Here is a 15,373-nt window from a genome sequence, read left to right on the forward strand (position 1 = left end):
CCATGATTGCGGGCGGTTGTGGCCGGACGGGGCAGCCCCGATAATGCCGCCGATTCATCCGAGGAGCCCGGCATGTCCAAAAAGCTGCCCGACGTGAGCAATATCGAACGCCTCGAACTGTTTGGCGAGGACTACAACCCCACCGCCACCATCGAGAACCAGGAGGGCCAGAAGCTCTCCCTGCAGGTGTACTACCAGCTGGCGCTGGATTTCGGCGGGATCGGCCCCAAGGCGGCCAATTCCGGTCTGCTGATGTACGGCAGCCATGCCGACGAGGCCCGCGCCAACCCGGGCAGGCACCCCAACATCGACCGTCTGATCGACATCCTCGAGAACGACTACTACCTGTCGGTGAAGGCGGTCCCCAGGCGCAAGAGCAACGCCGGCTGACTCAGTCCGCCACGACCCGGTTGGTGAACGCCAGCCGCCAGCCGCGGTCAGCCTGGCGATGGATCCGGGTGAGGCTGGCGTAGTCGCAGTCGAGCTGGAACAGGTGGCCGTCCGGTACGGCCATTACGCCGCCGACCAGCGCGCGGATCACGCCGGCGTGGACCACCAGCAGCACGTGTTCGTCGGACCGGCCGGGCCCTTCCACGCTCTCGGCAAAAGCCGCCGCAACCCGCTGACGAAACGCATCCAGCATCTCCGCCCCCTCCGGCCGGTTGTGCTCGGGGTCGGCGTAGAAGGCGCGGTATTCCTCCGGACGCTCCGCCTGCAGCTGGGCGCGGGTGCGCCCCTCCCAGGCACCGAAGCCGATCTCGCGCAGATCGTGCGCCGTCGACAGCGCCACACCACGCTCGTCCGCCAGGTGTTCGGCAAACGCGCGACAGCGCGCCAGCGGCGAGGTCACGATCCGCTGCCAGCCGGTCTCGGCGGCCGCGGCGCGTTCCATCTGCCGCCAGCCGGTCTCGCTCAGGGGGTCGTCGCAGCCGTGGCCGCGAAAGCGCTGGCCACCGGCGGGCTCTCCGTGTCGCATCAGGTCGACGATCATGTACTTGCTCCAGGGGTGGATTCACCAGGGGTCGATGGCTCGAGGTTCCCCAGCAGGGCGTGCAACCGATCCCAGTCGAAGCAAGGACCGGGGTCGGTCTTGCGCCCCGGGGCGATGTCGCTGTGCCCCGCCAGGGCGTCCGCAGCGATCGCCGGGAAGCGCTGCCGCAGCCAGTGGGTCAGCGCCGCCAGCCGGGTGTACTGCTCCGCGGCGAAGGGGGTGTGGTCATCCCCTTCCAGTTCGATGCCGATGGAGAAATCGTTGCAGCGCTCGCGCCCGCGCCACGCGGAAACGCCGGCATGCCAGGCGCGCCGGCTGAACGGGACGAACTGGGTCGCCCGGCCCTCGCGGTCGATGAACACATGCGCCGACACCCGCAGGTCACGGATCCCGGCGAAGAACGGATGCGCGTCCGGGTCCAGGCGGTTGTGGAACAGGGCCTCGACGTGCGATCCGCCGAACTCGCCCGGCGGCAGACTGATCGCGTGCACCACGATCAGTTCCGGCTGCATCCCGACCGGGCGCGCATCCTGATTCGGGCTCTCGCTGCACTCGGCGGCCGGCCACCAGTCACGCGCCCCGCTGTCCTCGCCGACCGCGCTCATGGCGCCTCCTCCGGCGGCTGGCGCAGGCGTTCCTCCAGGGCCGCACGCAGCAGCGGCACGCGCGGCGGGGCCTGCAGCGGGCCGTGGTACTCGCCATCGACGAACACGAACAGCGCCGGCAGGTGGAAGACCTCGAACTCGCGCACCAGCGCGGTATCGACCTCGGCATCCACGCAGAACAGCGCCGGGGGATCGGCGTCCACCTGCCAGCGCCGCAGGGCGTCGCCCATCGCGTGACAGGCGCTGCAGCCGGGCCGCGTGAACATCACCACGGCCGCCCCGTCCACCTCCTGCAGGCGGTGGTGGAAGCCCCCGGCATCGAGGGCCGGAAGGCCCCCGCTGGCGGGTGATTCGTCGACACGGGACGGTTGCGGCACACTGCCTCCATGACGTGCCCGCCGGGAGCGACGACAGCCGACCGGCGGGGCTTTATGATCAATGACGCGTGGGGTAGTTTACGCGCCCGCGTCCCGAGGAAGCGACCCGCCGGTGTCCGAACAGCTCAACCCCCAGCAACACGCCGCCGTCTCCACCACCGACCGTCCGCTGCTGGTCCTGGCCGGCGCGGGCTCGGGCAAGACCCGCGTGATCACCGAGAAGATTGCGCACCTGGTGGAAAAGCGCGGCCTGGCCGCGCGCCAGATCGTCGCGATCACCTTCACCAACAAGGCCGCGCGCGAGATGCGCGAGCGGGTGCAGGGGCGGCTGTCGCGGGAACAGAGCCGCGGGCTGGGCGTGTCCACCTTCCACACCTTCGGCCTGCAGTTCCTGCGCCGCGAACTGGCGGCCACCGGCCTGCGCCCGGGCTTCTCCATCCTCGACCCCGGCGACTGTCGCCAGCTGCTGCGCGAGATCACCCACCGCGACGACACCGCGGCCGAGGTGGATGACCTGATCGGCCACATCAGCCGCTGGAAGAACGACCTGCTGACCCCCGACGAGGCGCTGGCCGAGGCCAGCCAGGCAGGCGACGAAGCCCCCGGGGCCCTGCTCGCGGCCAATCTCTACCCGCGCTATGAACAGGCCCTGCGTGCCTACAACGCGGTGGATTTCGACGACCTGATCAAGCGCCCGGTGGACTGCCTGCGCGCGGACGCCGACCTGCGCAACCGCTGGCAGGACCGCATCCGCCACCTGCTGGTGGACGAATACCAGGACACCAACTCCGCGCAGTACCAGCTGGTGCGCCTGCTGGTCGGGGTCAGCGACGGGCTGACCGTGGTCGGCGACGACGACCAGTCGATCTACGCCTGGCGCGGCGCGCGCCCGGAGAACCTCGCGCGCCTGCAACAGGACTTTCCGCGTCTGGAAGTGGTCAAGCTGGAGCAGAACTACCGCTCCACCAACCGCATCCTGGCCACCGCCAACGCGCTGATCGCCAACAACCCGCACGTATTCGAGAAGCGCCTGTGGAGCGCGCTGGGCGAGGGCGAGAAGGTCGAGGTGATCGACTGCGCGGACTCCGACGCCGAGGCCGCGCGGGTAGTCTCCGAGCTGATGCGCCGGCGCTTCCGCCTGAACGCCGGCTGGGGCGATTTCGCCATCCTCTACCGCAGCAACCACCAGTCGCGGCTGTTCGAGAAGCTGCTGCGCGAGCAGGGCATCCCCTACCGCCTGAGCGGCGGGCAATCGTTCTTCGAGAAGGCCGAGATCAAGGATCTGGTGGCCTACCTGCGCCTGCTGGCCAACCCGGACGACAACACCGCCTTTCTGCGCGTGGTCAACGTACCGCGCCGCGAGATCGGCCCGGCCACTCTGGAAAAACTCGGCCAGTACGCCAACCAGCGCGGGGTCTCGCTGCTGCAGGCCGCGCGCGGGGCCGGCCTGGCCGAATACATGGACGAGCGTGCCCGGGCGCGTCTGGAACGCTTCGTCGACTGGGTCGACGGCTTCCGCGCACGCGCGGCCGAGGAGGCCCCGGATGCCCTGCTGCGCGCACTGGTCGAGGACATCGACTACGAATCCTGGCTGCTGGACAACAGCGCCAACCCGCGCGCCGCCACCCGGCGCATGGAACAGGTGCGTGAATTCATCGACTGGGTCGCACGCCTGGCCGGCTCGCGCGCGCCGGAGGCCGAATACGGCGACGACACGGCGGACGACGAGGACGGCATGGAACTGGCCGACATCGTCAACCGCATCAGCCTGATGGACATCCTCGACCGCAACCGCGATGCCCAGGACGATACCGAGGCGGTGCAGCTGCTGACCCTGCACACCGCCAAGGGCCTGGAGTTCCCGCACGTGTGCCTGGTCGGCTTCGAGGAGGAGCTGCTGCCGCACCGCGTGAGCCTGGAGGACGACGCCATCGAGGAGGAGCGCCGCCTGGCCTACGTCGGGCTGACCCGCGCGCAGCAGACCCTGCTGATCACCTACGCGCGCAGCCGCAAGCGCTACGGCGAGACCCTCGACTGCGAACCGTCGCGCTTTCTCGACGAGCTGCCCGAGGAACACCTCGACTGGCTCGACGCAAAGCCGCCGGACCCGGAGACCCAGCAGCTCACGGCGCGCGCCCATCTCGCCGGGCTCAAGGCCATGCTGGAGAAATAATCACTCCTTCTTCAGCAGCTTGAGGCCGACCCGGGTGATGCGCGCGCCCTCCATCTCGCGCACCACCAGGCGCGTGGGCCCGAGATCCACAAAGTCCCCCACCACCGGCTCGGTCTGCAGTTCGGCGCGCAGGAAGGCCTCCAGAGTCTCGCCCTGACGTTCCGGCGGCACCGGCGCGCCGTAGGTCATGCCCACCGCCCCCAGCAGGGCATCGCCGTTGAGGGCAAACTCCCCGAACACGCTGCGCTCGGTCAGGCGTTCCGGCACCTCTTCCTGCGGCACGAACAGACGGTCCAGGTCCGGCAGATCGGCCGGCGCGACCATGATGTAGAGATGGTCGCCGGCCTGCAGGTCCAGCAGTTCCAGGGTCTCCAGCAGCTGGCCTTCCCGCAGATGCGCGACCACCCGGGCCGATCCGGGCAGACGGAAACCGGACCAGGCCTCGCGCACCACCGGCGTGGTCTCCGCCAGCCGGTAACCCACCAGCTCCATCTCCTGCTGCCCCGGGATGTCCAGCTCGGTGCGCTGGACCCGGGTGGTGGTCGGCGGCAGCTCCAGGCCCAGCCAGCGCGCCGAGGAGGCCACGGTCCAGCCCTGCACCATCAGCGAGATCAGCACCACGAAGAACACCACGTGGAAGAAGTATTCCGCCAGCTCCAGCCCGGCCAGCAACGGGAACAGCGCAAGGATGATGGGCACCGCCCCGCGCAGCCCGACCCAGGCGATGAACAGCTGCTCGCGCCACGGGAAGCGGAACGGGTACAGGCACAGCGCGACCGCCAGCGGGCGTGCCAGCAGGATCAGCACCAGCGCCACCAGGCCCGCATCCAGCGCCACCGGCGGCAGCTCCGAAGGCGTGACGATCATCCCCAGCATCAGGAACATGCCGATCTGTGCGAGCGCCGCGATGCCGTCGTGGAAACGCTTGATGTTCTGCGAGGCCTCCAGCGGCCGATTGCCCAGCAGCAGCCCGGCGAGATACACCGCGAGGAAGCCCGAACCGCCCACCATGCCAGTGAGGCCGAAGATCGCCAGCGCCCCGGCCAGCGCGAACAGCGGGTAGAACCCGGCCGACATCGGCACGCGGTTGATCAGCGCCAGCAGCGCGAGCCCGCCCCCGACCCCCAGCAGGGCCCCCAGCCCCATCTGCTGCACGAACTCGACCAGCACCACCACCCCGAAATCGGGCTGATCCATCAGGATCAGCTCGATCAGCACGATGGTGAGGAAGATCGCCATCGGGTCGTTGGATCCCGACTCGATCTCCAGGGTCGCCCCCACGCGGCTCTTCAGCTCCAGCCCGCGCGAGCGCAGCAGGGAAAACACCGCCGCCGCGTCGGTGGAGCCGACGATCGCCCCCAGCAGCAGCCCCTCCAGCCACGACAGCCCCAGCCACCACACCGCGAACAGCCCGGTCAGGCCGGAGGTGATCAGCACCCCCACGGTGGCCAGCCCCACCGCCGGCTTCAGTCCGATACGGAAATTGCGCGCCGGCGTGCGCATGCCGCCATCGAACAGGATGATGGCCAGGGCCGCGGAGCCGATCAGATGGGCCAGGGTGATATTCTCGAACGACACGCCGCCGGGGCCCTCCGGGCCCAGCAGCATGCCGATGCCGAGGAACACCAGCAGCAGTGGTACGCCCAGCCGCGAGGTGACCACGCTGGACAGGATGCTGCCGAGCAGGACCACGGCGACGAGAAAGATGATCTGACTGGAGAAATCCATGGCGCCATCATACCGGAGCGTTCCCTGCCTCCGGCCCGCGGTCTCCGTAATCGCCGTCACCGCCCTGCTGGCGGGGTCGCTGGTGGGCTCGCCCGCGGCGGCCGAACGCGGCGGCGTGGATGCCCTGCATTTCGAGTTCGAGAACGACCTGTTCGCCGGCGAGGACCGCTACTACACCAATGGCGTGCGCGCCGGCTGGACGCGGCGCGGCGAACGGGTCCCGCCCTGGCTCCGGGACGTGGCGGACTTCTTCCCGCTGTTCGTCGATCGCGAGGAACGCGGCCGCCTGAAGACCTCGGTGCACCTGGCGCAGAACATGTACACCCCGGAGGACATCGAACGCGAGCAGCAGGACCCGGACGACCGCCCCTACGCCGGCTGGCTGTACCTGAACTTCAGCCTGGCCGAGGACCACGGCGACCGGCTCGACCGGCTGCAGGTCACGCTCGGGACAGTGGGCCCGGCGTCCCTGGCCGACCGCACCCAGGAGACGGTCCATGACCTGACGGGCGCCCCCGATCCGCGCGGATGGGACGCGCAGATCGGCAACGAGCTCACGCTGATGCTGGGCTACGAACGCCAGCTGCGCCGCCGTTCGGGCCATCTGGGAGGGGGCTGGGACTGGGACCTGACTCCACACTGGGGCGCCTCCATCGGCAGCCCGTTCACCTTCGCCAATGCCGGCGCGATCCTGCGCACGGGCCGCAACCTGCCCCGCGATTTCGGCCCGCCGCGGATCAACCCGGCACTGTCCGGATCACACACCTTCGAGGCGGTCGACACCGCCGGCGGCTACCTGTTCGCCGGGGTGGACACCCGCCTGATGGCCTACGATCTGTTCCTCGACGGGCCGCTGTTCCGCGACGGCCCGTCGGTGGACAAGCACCCGGTGGTGGGCGAATTCACCGCGGGCGTGGTGTTCCACTGGCACGGGGTGCGTCTGGGCTATACCCATGTCTGGCGCTCGCGCGAATTCAGCGGCCAGGCCACCGGCGCCGCGGAGTTCGGCTCGCTGCACGCCACCTGGCAGTTCTGAACCCCGCCCGCCCCGGCGTTGTTACGATCGAGGCGTCGCCCCTTCCGGAGAACCCGCGTGCGCAAGATTTCCCGAACCTTCCTCACCGGCCTGGCCGCGATCCTGCCGGCGATGGTCACGCTGGCCCTGCTGTGGTGGCTGGGCAGCACCGCGGAACAGGTCCTGGGCGGCCTGCTGCAGGCCGTCCTGCCGGACCTGCTGTACGTACCGGGCATGGGGATCGCCGCCGGGATCGGCCTGGTGTTTGTGGTGGGCGTGCTGCTGCGGGCCTACGTGGTGCGCTGGCTGTTCAACTGGCTGGAGGGCCTGATGCAGCGCATCCCGGTGGTCAAGACCATCCACGGCACGGTGCGCGATGTCACCAATCTGGTCTCCGGCGACATCCACCAGCAATTCGGCCAGGCGGTGCTGGTCACGCTGCCGGGGCTGGAGGCGCGCGTCATCGGCTTCGTCACGCGCGAGGACTTCGAAGGCCTGCCGGACGCACTGGGCGGGGCGGAGACCCTCGCGGTCTACATGCCGATGAGCTACCAGATCGGCGGCTACACGCTGATGCTGCCGCGCGACCGGGTGGAACCGCTGGAGCTGTCGCTGGAAGATGCCATGCGCTACGCCCTGACCGCCGGGGTCTCCGCGCGCAAGGACGAGCCCGGAGTGTAAACGGGGACGTAAACCGGACGCTGCAGCGCGGCGGCCGGCGTCAGCCGTCCTCCAGCGGGGAGATGTCGCGCACCGCGCCGAACGCGGCCGAAGTGGTCATCAGAGCATAGGCGCGCAGAGCCTGAGTCACCGGCCGATTGCGCGACTCGGGCTTCCAGGCCTTCGCCCCGCGGGCCTCCATCGCCTCGCGCCGCGCCGCCAGCGTGGCGTCGTCGACGTCGATGCGGATCTCGCGCGCGGGGATGTCGATCACGATGGTGTCACCCTCTTCAATCAGGCCGATCGCCCCGCCCTGCGCGGCCTCCGGCGAGACGTGGCCGATGGACAGGCCGGAGGTGCCGCCGGAGAAACGCCCGTCGGTGATCAGCGCGCAGTCCTTGCCCAGCCCCTTCGACTTCAGATACGAGGTGGGATAGAGCATCTCCTGCATGCCGGGACCGCCCTTCGGACCCTCGTAGCGGATGATCACCACGTCGCCCGCCCGGATGCGGTCAGCGAGGATGGCCTCCACCGCGGCGTCCTGGCTCTCGAACACCCGCGCCGGGCCGGAGAAGGTCAGGATGCTCTCGTCGACGCCGGCGGTCTTCACGATGCAGCCATCCGGGGCCATGTTGCCGTAGAGCACGGCCAGGCCCCCGTCCTGCGAGTAGGCGTGCTCGATGTCGCGGATGCAACCGTTGGCGCGGTCGAGGTCGAGGCTGTCCCAGGCACGGTCCTGGCTGAACGCGGTCTGGGTGGGCACCCCGCCCGGCGCGGCACTGTACAGACGCTCGGATTCGGCCGCATGCCGCATCACGTCCCACTGTTCCAGGGCGGCGCCCAGGGTCGGGGCATGCACGGTCGGGATGTCGCGATGGATCAGCCCGCCACGGTCCAGTTCGGCGAGGATGCCGACCACGCCGCCGGCGCGGTGCACGTCCTCCATGTGGTACTGCTGCGTCGCCGGCGCGACCTTGCACAGGTTGGGTACGTGGCGCGAAAGGCGGTCGATGTCGGCCATGGTGAAGTCGACCTCGCCCTCGCGCGCGGCCGCCAGCAGGTGCAGCACGGTGTTGGTGGAACCGCCCATGGCGATGTCCAGGCTCATCGCGTTCTCGAACGCCTCGAAGGTGGCGATGGAACGCGGCAGGGCCGTGGCGTCGTCCTGCTCGTAATAGCGCTTCGCCAGGTCGACCACGCGCCGCCCGGCCTCCTCGAACAGCGCCTGGCGCGCGGCATGCGTGGCCAGCAGCGAGCCGTTGCCCGGCAGCGACAGCCCCAGGGCCTCGGTCAGGCAGTTCATCGAGTTGGCGGTGAACATGCCGGAGCAGGAGCCACAGGTCGGGCAGGCGGAACGCTCGACGGCCTCTACCTCCTCGTCGCTGGCGCTGGAGTCGGCGGCCTTGACCATCGCATCCACCAGATCGAGGTGGATCACGTTGTCCTGCCCGGGCGCCTGCACCTTGCCGGCCTCCATCGGCCCGCCGGAGACGAACACCACCGGGATGTTCAGGCGCATCGCCGCCAGCAGCATCCCCGGGGTGATCTTGTCGCAGTTGGAGATGCACACCAGCGCGTCGGCGCAGTGGGCGTTGACCATGTACTCCACCGAGTCGGCGATGATCTCGCGCGACGGCAGCGAATAGAGCATGCCGCCGTGGCCCATCGCGATACCGTCGTCCACCGCGATGGTGTTGAATTCCCTGGCCACGCCACCGGCCTGTTCGATCTCGCGCGCGACCAGCTGGCCCATGTCCTTCAGATGCACGTGTCCCGGCACGAACTGGGTGAAGGAGTTGGCGACGGCGACGATCGGCTTGTCGAAGTCACCATCCTTCATGCCGGTGGCGCGCCACAGGGCGCGGGCCCCGGCCATGTTGCGGCCGTGGGTGGTTGTGCGGGAACGATAGGCAGGCATGATGGGCAGGTCTCGCGAACGTTCGTGGAAATGCGAAATCGTACATAATGCGAGCATCAATACCCAGTAGGGGAGGAAGCGTTCATGAAATTCGAGGTCGAGAACATCAAGTGCGGCGGCTGCGCCAGCTCCATCCGCAAGGGCCTGATGCAGGTCGAGGGCGTGGAGTCCGCCGAGGTGGACGTCGAGAACGGGGCCGTGGAGGTCACCGCGCCGGAGTCCGCCACCGACGCGATCCGCGAGAAACTGGCCCACATGGGCTATCCGGAGGTCGGCTCGGTCTCCGGACTGCGCTCCGCCGGGGCCCGGGCGAAGTCGTTCGCCAGCTGCGCGGTCGGACGCATGAGCGGTGACAGCTGAGCGCAGGCATCCGGCATGAACCATGACGCGGGGCATGCCCGGAGCCGGCCGGCCCCGGCCGTCCGCCACCGACATCCGGCACGGTGGCGGGCCGGCCTGGTCGTTCTGGTGGCTGCGGTGGCGCTGGCCGCGCCGGCCACGGCCAGCCCGCCCGAACACGGCGGCCTGCCGGAGACCACCCTGGAGGTCGGCGACCGGGAGCTCACGGTGGAACTGGCCGCGGATGACGCCAGCCGCAGCCAGGGCCTCATGTTCCGCGAGGCGCTCGCGGACGACCGCGGCATGCTGTTCATCTGGGATACGCCGGATCGCCGGGCGATGTGGATGCGCAATACGCTCATCCCGCTGGACGTCGCGTTTATCGACGGCGACGGCGAGATCACCAACATCGAGACCATGGCGCCCGAGACCACCCGCCTGCACTGGTCCGTGGCACCGATCGAGTATGCACTGGAGGTCAACGCGCAATGGTTCGCGCAGCACGGGATCGAGGCGGGTGACCGCATCCCCGGCCTGGATGCCGCGCGCCAGGAGGCTGCCCGGGGCCGCTGAAGGCCACGCCGGGCGCCGGCCTGGCACCGCGCATCGCCGCCGGAATCGATTCAGGCCACCGGGGACGAGACCGTAGCTCGCCCGCCATATCGCGCAACTTTATCGCCCAACCGGATCGTCCAATCGTATTGCGAGGGAGCCGCGTGAACCCGCCAGACCAACCAACCCGCCCGCATCCCGCACGTCGCGCCCCGGCCCCGGGGGAACTCGCGTGGTTCCGCGACGCCGTGCCATACATCGCCGCGCACCGGGGCCGCACGATGGTCATCGCGCTGGCCGGCGAGGCCGCGCAGGCGGCGGAGTTCCCGGCCCTGATGCGGGACATCGCCAAGCTGCATGCACTGGGCGTGCGCGTGGTGCTGGTGTACGGGGCACGCCCGCAGATCGAGGCGCGCCTGGCCGAACGCGGCCTGCAGCCGCAGTACGCCGAGGGTCTGCGGATCACCGATGCTCCGGCGCTGGATGCCGTGCTGGACGCGGTCGGCCGCCTGCGGCTGCAGATCGAGGGTCTGCTGTCCCGCAGCCTGGGCCAGCCGGGCACCGGCAACGCACGCCTGCGGGTGGCCGGCGGCAACTTCGTCACTGCGCGCCCGCTGGGCGTCCGCGACGGGGTCGATTTCCATTACACCGGCGAGGTGCGCGGGGTAGACACCGCCGCGCTCACCGCACTGCTGGATCAGGAGCAGGTCGCGCTGGTCTCGCCGCTGGGGTATTCGCCCACCGGCGAGGTCTTCAACCTGTCGGGCGAGGAGGTCGCGACCCGCGTGGCGATCGCCCTGGACGCGGACAAGCTGATCTTCCTGACCGAGGCCGGCGTGCTGCGCGGGCCGCAGGACGACGTACTCGACCAGCTGACCGTGCCCGCCGCGGAGCGCATCCTGGAACAGCGCGACGATCTGCCGCAGGAACTCGCCAGCCACCTGCGCAGCGCGGTGGATGCCTGCCATGCACGCGACCTGCGCGTGCATCTGGTCGACCGCCGCGATGACGGCGGGCTGCTGACGGAACTGTTCACCCGCCAGGGCATCGGCACCCTGGTCTCGCGCGAGCCGCTGGAGCGCCTGCGCCCCGCGACCCTGGACGATGTCGGCGGCATCCATGCGCTGCTGGAGCCACTGGAGGCCGAGGGTGTGCTGGTGCACCGCGCCCGCGAGCACCTGGAACTGGAGATCGACCGCTTCCACGTGCTGGAGGTCGACGGGCTGATTATCGGCACCGCGGCGCTGTACCCGTTCGGCGACCACGCCGCGGAGATCGCCTGCCTGGCGCTGCACGCCGAATACCGCGGCCACGGCCGGGGCGACCGACTGCTGACCGCGATGGAAGATCTGGCACGCGAACAGGGGGTTCGCCGGGTATTCGTGCTCACCACCCGCACGGCGCAGTGGTTCCAGGAACGCGGTTACGCCCCCGGCAGCGTCGACGACCTCCCGCCGGAGCGCCGCCAGCGCTACAATCAGGCGCGCAACTCGCGGGTCTTCACGCGCGAGCTGGAGGGCTGACCCGGGGCAGCGCCGGGCTCAGCGGCCGCGGGCCTCGTCGCGTTCGTGGGCCTCCTGCGCGGCCACGCTGAGGGTGGCGATGGGACGGATCTCGAGGCGCTCGAGGCCGATCGGCTCGCCGGTCTCCTCGCAGTAGCCGTACTCGCCGCGCTCGATGCGCGCCAGCGCCTCGTCGATCTTGGTCAGAAGCTTGCGCTCGCGGTCGCGGGTGCGCAGCTCCACGCCGGCATCGGCCTCGTGGGTGGCGCGATCGGAGGGATCCGGCTCCTGCCAGTTCTCGGTGCGCAGATGCTCCAGGGTCTCTTCCGACTCGGCGATCAGCTCGGCCCGCCACGCCTCGAGTTTGCGCCGGAAATAGTCCAGCTGGCGCGGATTCATGTAGGGTTCGTCCTCGGAGGGACGATAGTCGGGATCCACCATGTTGCACCTCCGGATCGTGACCCGAGCCACGGGCCCGCCACAACGGGTAAACCTGCACTAGAACACATGTGCCGGACTCAGTACAGACCGCCAGACCACAGGGATCGAACATGCACGAACCGCTGCGCCTGATCCAGGTAACCGACAGTCACCTGGGGACCGAACCGGGCCCGGTGCGCGCGGGCTACCCGGACAGCGACCTCGCATTGCGCCACGTCCTGGAAACCGCGCGAGCGCGGGAAGGCCTGCCCGACCGCCTGCTGCTGACCGGCGACCTCGCCGAAAACCCGTCGCCGGAGACCTATGGGCGCCTGAAGGCACTGCTGGACGAAACGGGACCCTGGCCCACCAGCGCGCTGGCCGGCAATCACGACGACGCACGCGAACTGGCGGTGACCCTGGAGTCGGCCGGCCATGCGGTCCATCGCAGCGAACGCCTGGGCAGCTGGCAGCTGATCGCCCTGGACTCCTCGCAGCCCGGAGGGCCGGCCGGCCATCTGTCCGACGCCGAACTGCAACGCCTCGAGGGGGCCCTCACCGCGCACCCGGAACGCCCGGCCCTGATCGCCGTACATCATCCGGTGGTACCGGTGGGCAGCCCGTGGATGGACGGCATGGGCCTGACCAATGCCGACGCGCTGTTCGCCGTGCTCGACCACCATCCGCAGGTGCGGGCCTGCGTGTTCGGCCACGCGCACCAGGTGGTCGACACCTTTCATGGCGACGTACGCGTGCTCGGCTGCCCCGCCACCTGCGTGCAGTTCCGCCCCGGGGCCACGGAATATCAGCTCGACGATGACCCGGACACCGGGCGCCCGGGTTACCGCGTGCTCGAACTCTATCCCGACGGCCGCCTGGACACGCGGGTCGAGCGGCTGCCTGCGCCGCCCGCGTGAGGGCCGCATGAGCGCATCTTCGGTGCCGGAGGATACCCGCGCCACCGCCCTGCAGGCCTGGCTGGCGCAGCGACCCGGGTACTTCGAGGGGCTGCAACTGCTGCGCGCGGATGCCAGCTTCCGCCGCTATTTCCGCGCGCGACGCGACGGTGAGCCGGTGGTCATCATGGATGCCCCGCCGGAACGCGAACCGGTGGCCCCGTTCCTGCGCATCGCCCGTCTGCTGGAGGCCCTCGGCCAGCGTCCGCCACGCATCCATGACGAGGACCCGGACGCGGGTTTCCTGGTGCTGGAGGACCTCGGCGACCGCACGTTCACCCGGGCACTGGCCGAGGGCGAAGACGAGAAGGCCCTGTATCAGCGGGCCATCGACCGGCTGGCCGACCTGCACCGGGCCTGGCCACAGCGGCCTGCGGAGGCCACACCCGCACTGCCCGCCTACGACACCCCGCGCCTGCTGGACGAGGCGCGCCTGTTCATCGACTGGTATGTCCCGGAACAACAGGGCCATCCGCCGGCGGAGGCCGCCCGCGGCGCCTGGGAAACGGCCTGGACGCAGACCCTGGACGCCCTGCCGTACCTGGAGCCCACGCTGGTTCTGCGCGACTTTCATGTGGACAACCTGATGATCCCGCCGGAAGGCACGGGCTGCGCGCTGCTGGACTTCCAGGACGCGGTGCTCGGGAGCCCGGCCTACGACGTGGTATCGCTGCTGGAGGATGCGCGGCGCGACGTTTCACCGGCGGTCGCGCGGGAGGCCCTCGCGCACTACCTGCAGGCCACCGGGTGGCCCGATGAAGCCTTTCGCGTGCATTACCGGGTGCTCGGGGTCCAGCGCGCGCTCAAGATCCTCGGCATCTTCACCCGCCTGCACCGGCGTGACGGCAAGCCCGACTACCGCCGCCACGAACCGCGTCTGCAGACGCTGGTGCGACGCGGACTGGCACACCCGGACCTGCAGCCCGTGGCGCAGTGGTTTCGCCGGCATCTCCCCGGCGATCCCGCCACTCCCGAGCCCGCGCCGGAGGCACGCGCGTGAAACGGGCCATGATCCTCGCCGCCGGGCGCGGCGAACGCATGCGCCCGCTGACCGACGAACGCCCCAAGCCCCTGCTGGAGGCCGGCGGCAAACCCCTGATCGTCTGGACCCTGGAACGCCTGGCCCGCGCGGGGTTTGGCGAGGTCATCATCAACACCGCCCACCTGGGTGAGCAGATCCCCCGGCGGCTGGGCGACGGCTCGGCCTTCGGGCTGAAGATCCGCTATTCGCCGGAACCCGCCGGCGCCCTGGAAACCGCCGGCGGCATCCGCCAGGCCCTGCCCCTGCTGGGCCCCGAAGCCTTCCTGGTGATCAACGGCGACATCTGGTGCGACCACCCGCTCGTACCTCCCTCGCGGCTGCCCGGGGCCATCGAAGAACACGATGCTCCACTGGCCCATCTGGTGCTGGTGGACAACCCGCCGCAGCATCCCGACGGGGACTTCGCCCTGGGCGCCGACGGCCGCGTCACCACCGACACCGGCCCGGAACGCCTGACCTTCAGCGGCATTGGCTGGTATCACCCGACCCTGTTCGCGTCGCTGGAGCCGGGCCGCCGCCCACTGGGGCCGGTGCTGCGCGAGGCGATCGCGCAGGGCCGGGTGAGCGGCGAACACTACCTCGGCGACTGGCGGGACATCGGCACGCCGCAGCGCCTGGCGGCGCTGGACCGCGATCTCGCGACCACGGATCAGGGCTTGATGTAGGTAAACCCCTTGCGCTGCAGGCGATACAGCTCGGTGATCCCGCTGCTCACCATCTCGTCGCGGATCACGTCGTGGAGATCGGCGCGCTCCAGGCCACGGGCCTCCATGGATCGCCGGCTGACCAGAAACTCGAAGCCCTGCAGCCGCAGGGTGTCGATGCGAATGGCGGTGGCGGTGTCCATGGAGGCCGATTCCAGCAGGCGCACCCCCTCGCCATGCAGCACGATGCGGACGTCGGCCGGCCCGTGGCCCGGGGCGCCCAGGTGCTCCTTCAGATAGCGCAGGACGTTGGAGAAATGCGCCCGGTCGCCGGAATCCAGGTGGTAGACGATCCGGGTGACGGAGGGGCCGGCGTCGGTGCCGCGCCATCCGCCCCCGCGACCGCGACCGCGACCGGCTGCAGGGCCGCGAGCAGCAGGCACAGACCGGC

17 protein-coding genes are annotated in these 15,373 nt (G+C 70.1%); 10 read left to right on the plus strand and 7 right to left on the minus strand.

The window, feature by feature from the left end; all coding sequences use genetic code 11:
- Nucleotides 1-72 precede the first annotated feature (72 nt).
- On the plus strand, nt 73-390 hold the full coding sequence (locus F787_RS0100795) for a DUF2322 family protein (RefSeq protein WP_028491023.1): 318 nt from the start codon (nt 73-75) through the stop codon (nt 388-390).
- 1 nt (nt 391) lies between these two features.
- Here the strand turns inward: F787_RS0100795 and F787_RS0100800 are convergent, their stop codons facing one another.
- The 3 genes from F787_RS0100800 to F787_RS0100810 are packed head-to-tail and all read right to left on the minus strand — an operon-like array spanning nt 392 to nt 1,973.
- A complete protein-coding gene (locus tag F787_RS0100800) occupies nt 392-991 on the minus strand; it encodes a histidine phosphatase family protein (protein WP_028491024.1) in 600 nt (199 codons plus the stop codon).
- Nucleotides 988-1,596 (minus strand): 1,6-anhydro-N-acetylmuramyl-L-alanine amidase AmpD, encoded by a 609-nt coding sequence (gene ampD, locus F787_RS0100805; RefSeq protein WP_028491025.1) that lies wholly within the window; start codon nt 1,594-1,596, stop codon nt 988-990. The genes F787_RS0100800 and ampD overlap by 4 nt, the downstream gene beginning before the upstream one ends.
- Entirely contained in the window at nt 1,593-1,973 is a 381-nt protein-coding gene (locus F787_RS0100810; RefSeq protein WP_028491026.1) for a thioredoxin family protein, read from the minus strand. The genes ampD and F787_RS0100810 overlap by 4 nt, the downstream gene beginning before the upstream one ends.
- 61 nt (nt 1,974-2,034) lie before the next feature.
- Between F787_RS0100810 and F787_RS0100815 the strand changes: the two genes are divergently transcribed.
- Entirely contained in the window at nt 2,035-4,146 is a 2,112-nt protein-coding gene (locus F787_RS0100815; protein WP_051245965.1) for a UvrD-helicase domain-containing protein, read from the plus strand.
- Here the strand turns inward: F787_RS0100815 and F787_RS0100820 are convergent, their stop codons facing one another.
- Nucleotides 4,147-5,874: a potassium/proton antiporter gene (locus F787_RS0100820; RefSeq protein ID WP_019569497.1), complete on the minus strand. Its 1,728-nt coding sequence runs from the start codon at nt 5,872-5,874 to the stop codon at nt 4,147-4,149.
- On the opposite strand from F787_RS0100820, the gene F787_RS0100825 reads away from it, so the two are divergent.
- Together F787_RS0100825 and F787_RS0100830 are read left to right on the plus strand one after the other, a co-directional pair.
- Nucleotides 5,873-6,910: a lipid A deacylase LpxR family protein gene (locus F787_RS0100825; RefSeq protein WP_028491028.1), complete on the plus strand. Its 1,038-nt coding sequence runs from the start codon at nt 5,873-5,875 to the stop codon at nt 6,908-6,910. The two genes, F787_RS0100820 and F787_RS0100825, sit on opposite strands and share 2 nt — an antisense overlap.
- Nucleotides 6,911-6,967: 57 nt before the next feature.
- A complete protein-coding gene (locus F787_RS0100830) occupies nt 6,968-7,570 on the plus strand; it encodes a DUF502 domain-containing protein (RefSeq protein ID WP_028491029.1) in 603 nt (200 codons plus the stop codon).
- A gap of 40 nt (nt 7,571-7,610) precedes the next feature.
- Here F787_RS0100830 and ilvD read toward each other — a convergent pair whose 3' ends face one another.
- Complete coding sequence (gene ilvD, locus F787_RS0100835; protein WP_028491030.1) at nt 7,611-9,467, minus strand: dihydroxy-acid dehydratase; 1,857 nt, start codon at nt 9,465-9,467, stop codon at nt 7,611-7,613.
- A gap of 84 nt (nt 9,468-9,551) precedes the next feature.
- Here ilvD and F787_RS0100840 point away from each other — a divergent pair, with 84 nt between their 5' ends.
- From F787_RS0100840 to argA, 3 genes are all read left to right on the plus strand, one after another.
- Nucleotides 9,552-9,827 carry a heavy-metal-associated domain-containing protein gene (locus tag F787_RS0100840; protein ID WP_018869738.1) on the plus strand — a complete coding sequence of 92 codons (276 nt, stop codon included), beginning with the start codon at nt 9,552-9,554 and terminating at the stop codon, nt 9,825-9,827.
- 15 nt (nt 9,828-9,842) lie between these two features.
- Nucleotides 9,843-10,379, plus strand: a complete 537-nt coding sequence (locus F787_RS0100845) for a DUF192 domain-containing protein (RefSeq protein WP_028491031.1) — start codon at nt 9,843-9,845, stop codon at nt 10,377-10,379.
- Nucleotides 10,380-10,522: 143 nt separating this feature from the next.
- Nucleotides 10,523-11,881 carry an amino-acid N-acetyltransferase gene (argA, locus tag F787_RS0100850; protein ID WP_081694059.1) on the plus strand — a complete coding sequence of 453 codons (1,359 nt, stop codon included), beginning with the start codon at nt 10,523-10,525 and terminating at the stop codon, nt 11,879-11,881.
- A gap of 18 nt (nt 11,882-11,899) precedes the next feature.
- Here the strand turns inward: argA and dksA are convergent, their stop codons facing one another.
- Complete coding sequence (gene dksA / locus F787_RS0100855; protein WP_018869735.1) at nt 11,900-12,301, minus strand: RNA polymerase-binding protein DksA; 402 nt, start codon at nt 12,299-12,301, stop codon at nt 11,900-11,902.
- A 110-nt stretch (nt 12,302-12,411) separates the two neighbouring features.
- Here dksA and F787_RS0100860 point away from each other — a divergent pair, with 110 nt between their 5' ends.
- Genes F787_RS0100860 through murU form a run of 3 tightly spaced genes read left to right on the plus strand, consistent with a single transcriptional unit; the run spans nt 12,412 to nt 14,943 of the window.
- Nucleotides 12,412-13,197: a metallophosphoesterase gene (locus F787_RS0100860; protein ID WP_019569490.1), complete on the plus strand. Its 786-nt coding sequence runs from the start codon at nt 12,412-12,414 to the stop codon at nt 13,195-13,197.
- A gap of 7 nt (nt 13,198-13,204) precedes the next feature.
- Nucleotides 13,205-14,236, plus strand: coding sequence for an aminoglycoside phosphotransferase family protein (locus F787_RS0100865; RefSeq protein WP_028491033.1), 1,032 nt, complete (start codon nt 13,205-13,207; stop codon nt 14,234-14,236).
- Between the two features lie 8 nt (nt 14,237-14,244).
- Nucleotides 14,245-14,943 (plus strand): N-acetylmuramate alpha-1-phosphate uridylyltransferase MurU, encoded by a 699-nt coding sequence (gene murU, locus F787_RS0100870; protein WP_042805540.1) that lies wholly within the window; start codon nt 14,245-14,247, stop codon nt 14,941-14,943.
- Here murU and F787_RS15375 read toward each other — a convergent pair.
- On the minus strand, nt 14,928-15,365 hold the full coding sequence (locus F787_RS15375) for a DsrE family protein (RefSeq protein ID WP_231373376.1): 438 nt from the start codon (nt 15,363-15,365) through the stop codon (nt 14,928-14,930). The genes murU and F787_RS15375 overlap by 16 nt on opposite strands.
- Between the last annotated feature and the right edge of the window lie 8 nt (nt 15,366-15,373).

The organism is Thioalkalivibrio sp. ALE19, from assembly GCF_000428605.1.
Lineage (GTDB): Bacteria > Pseudomonadota > Gammaproteobacteria > Ectothiorhodospirales > Ectothiorhodospiraceae > Thioalkalivibrio.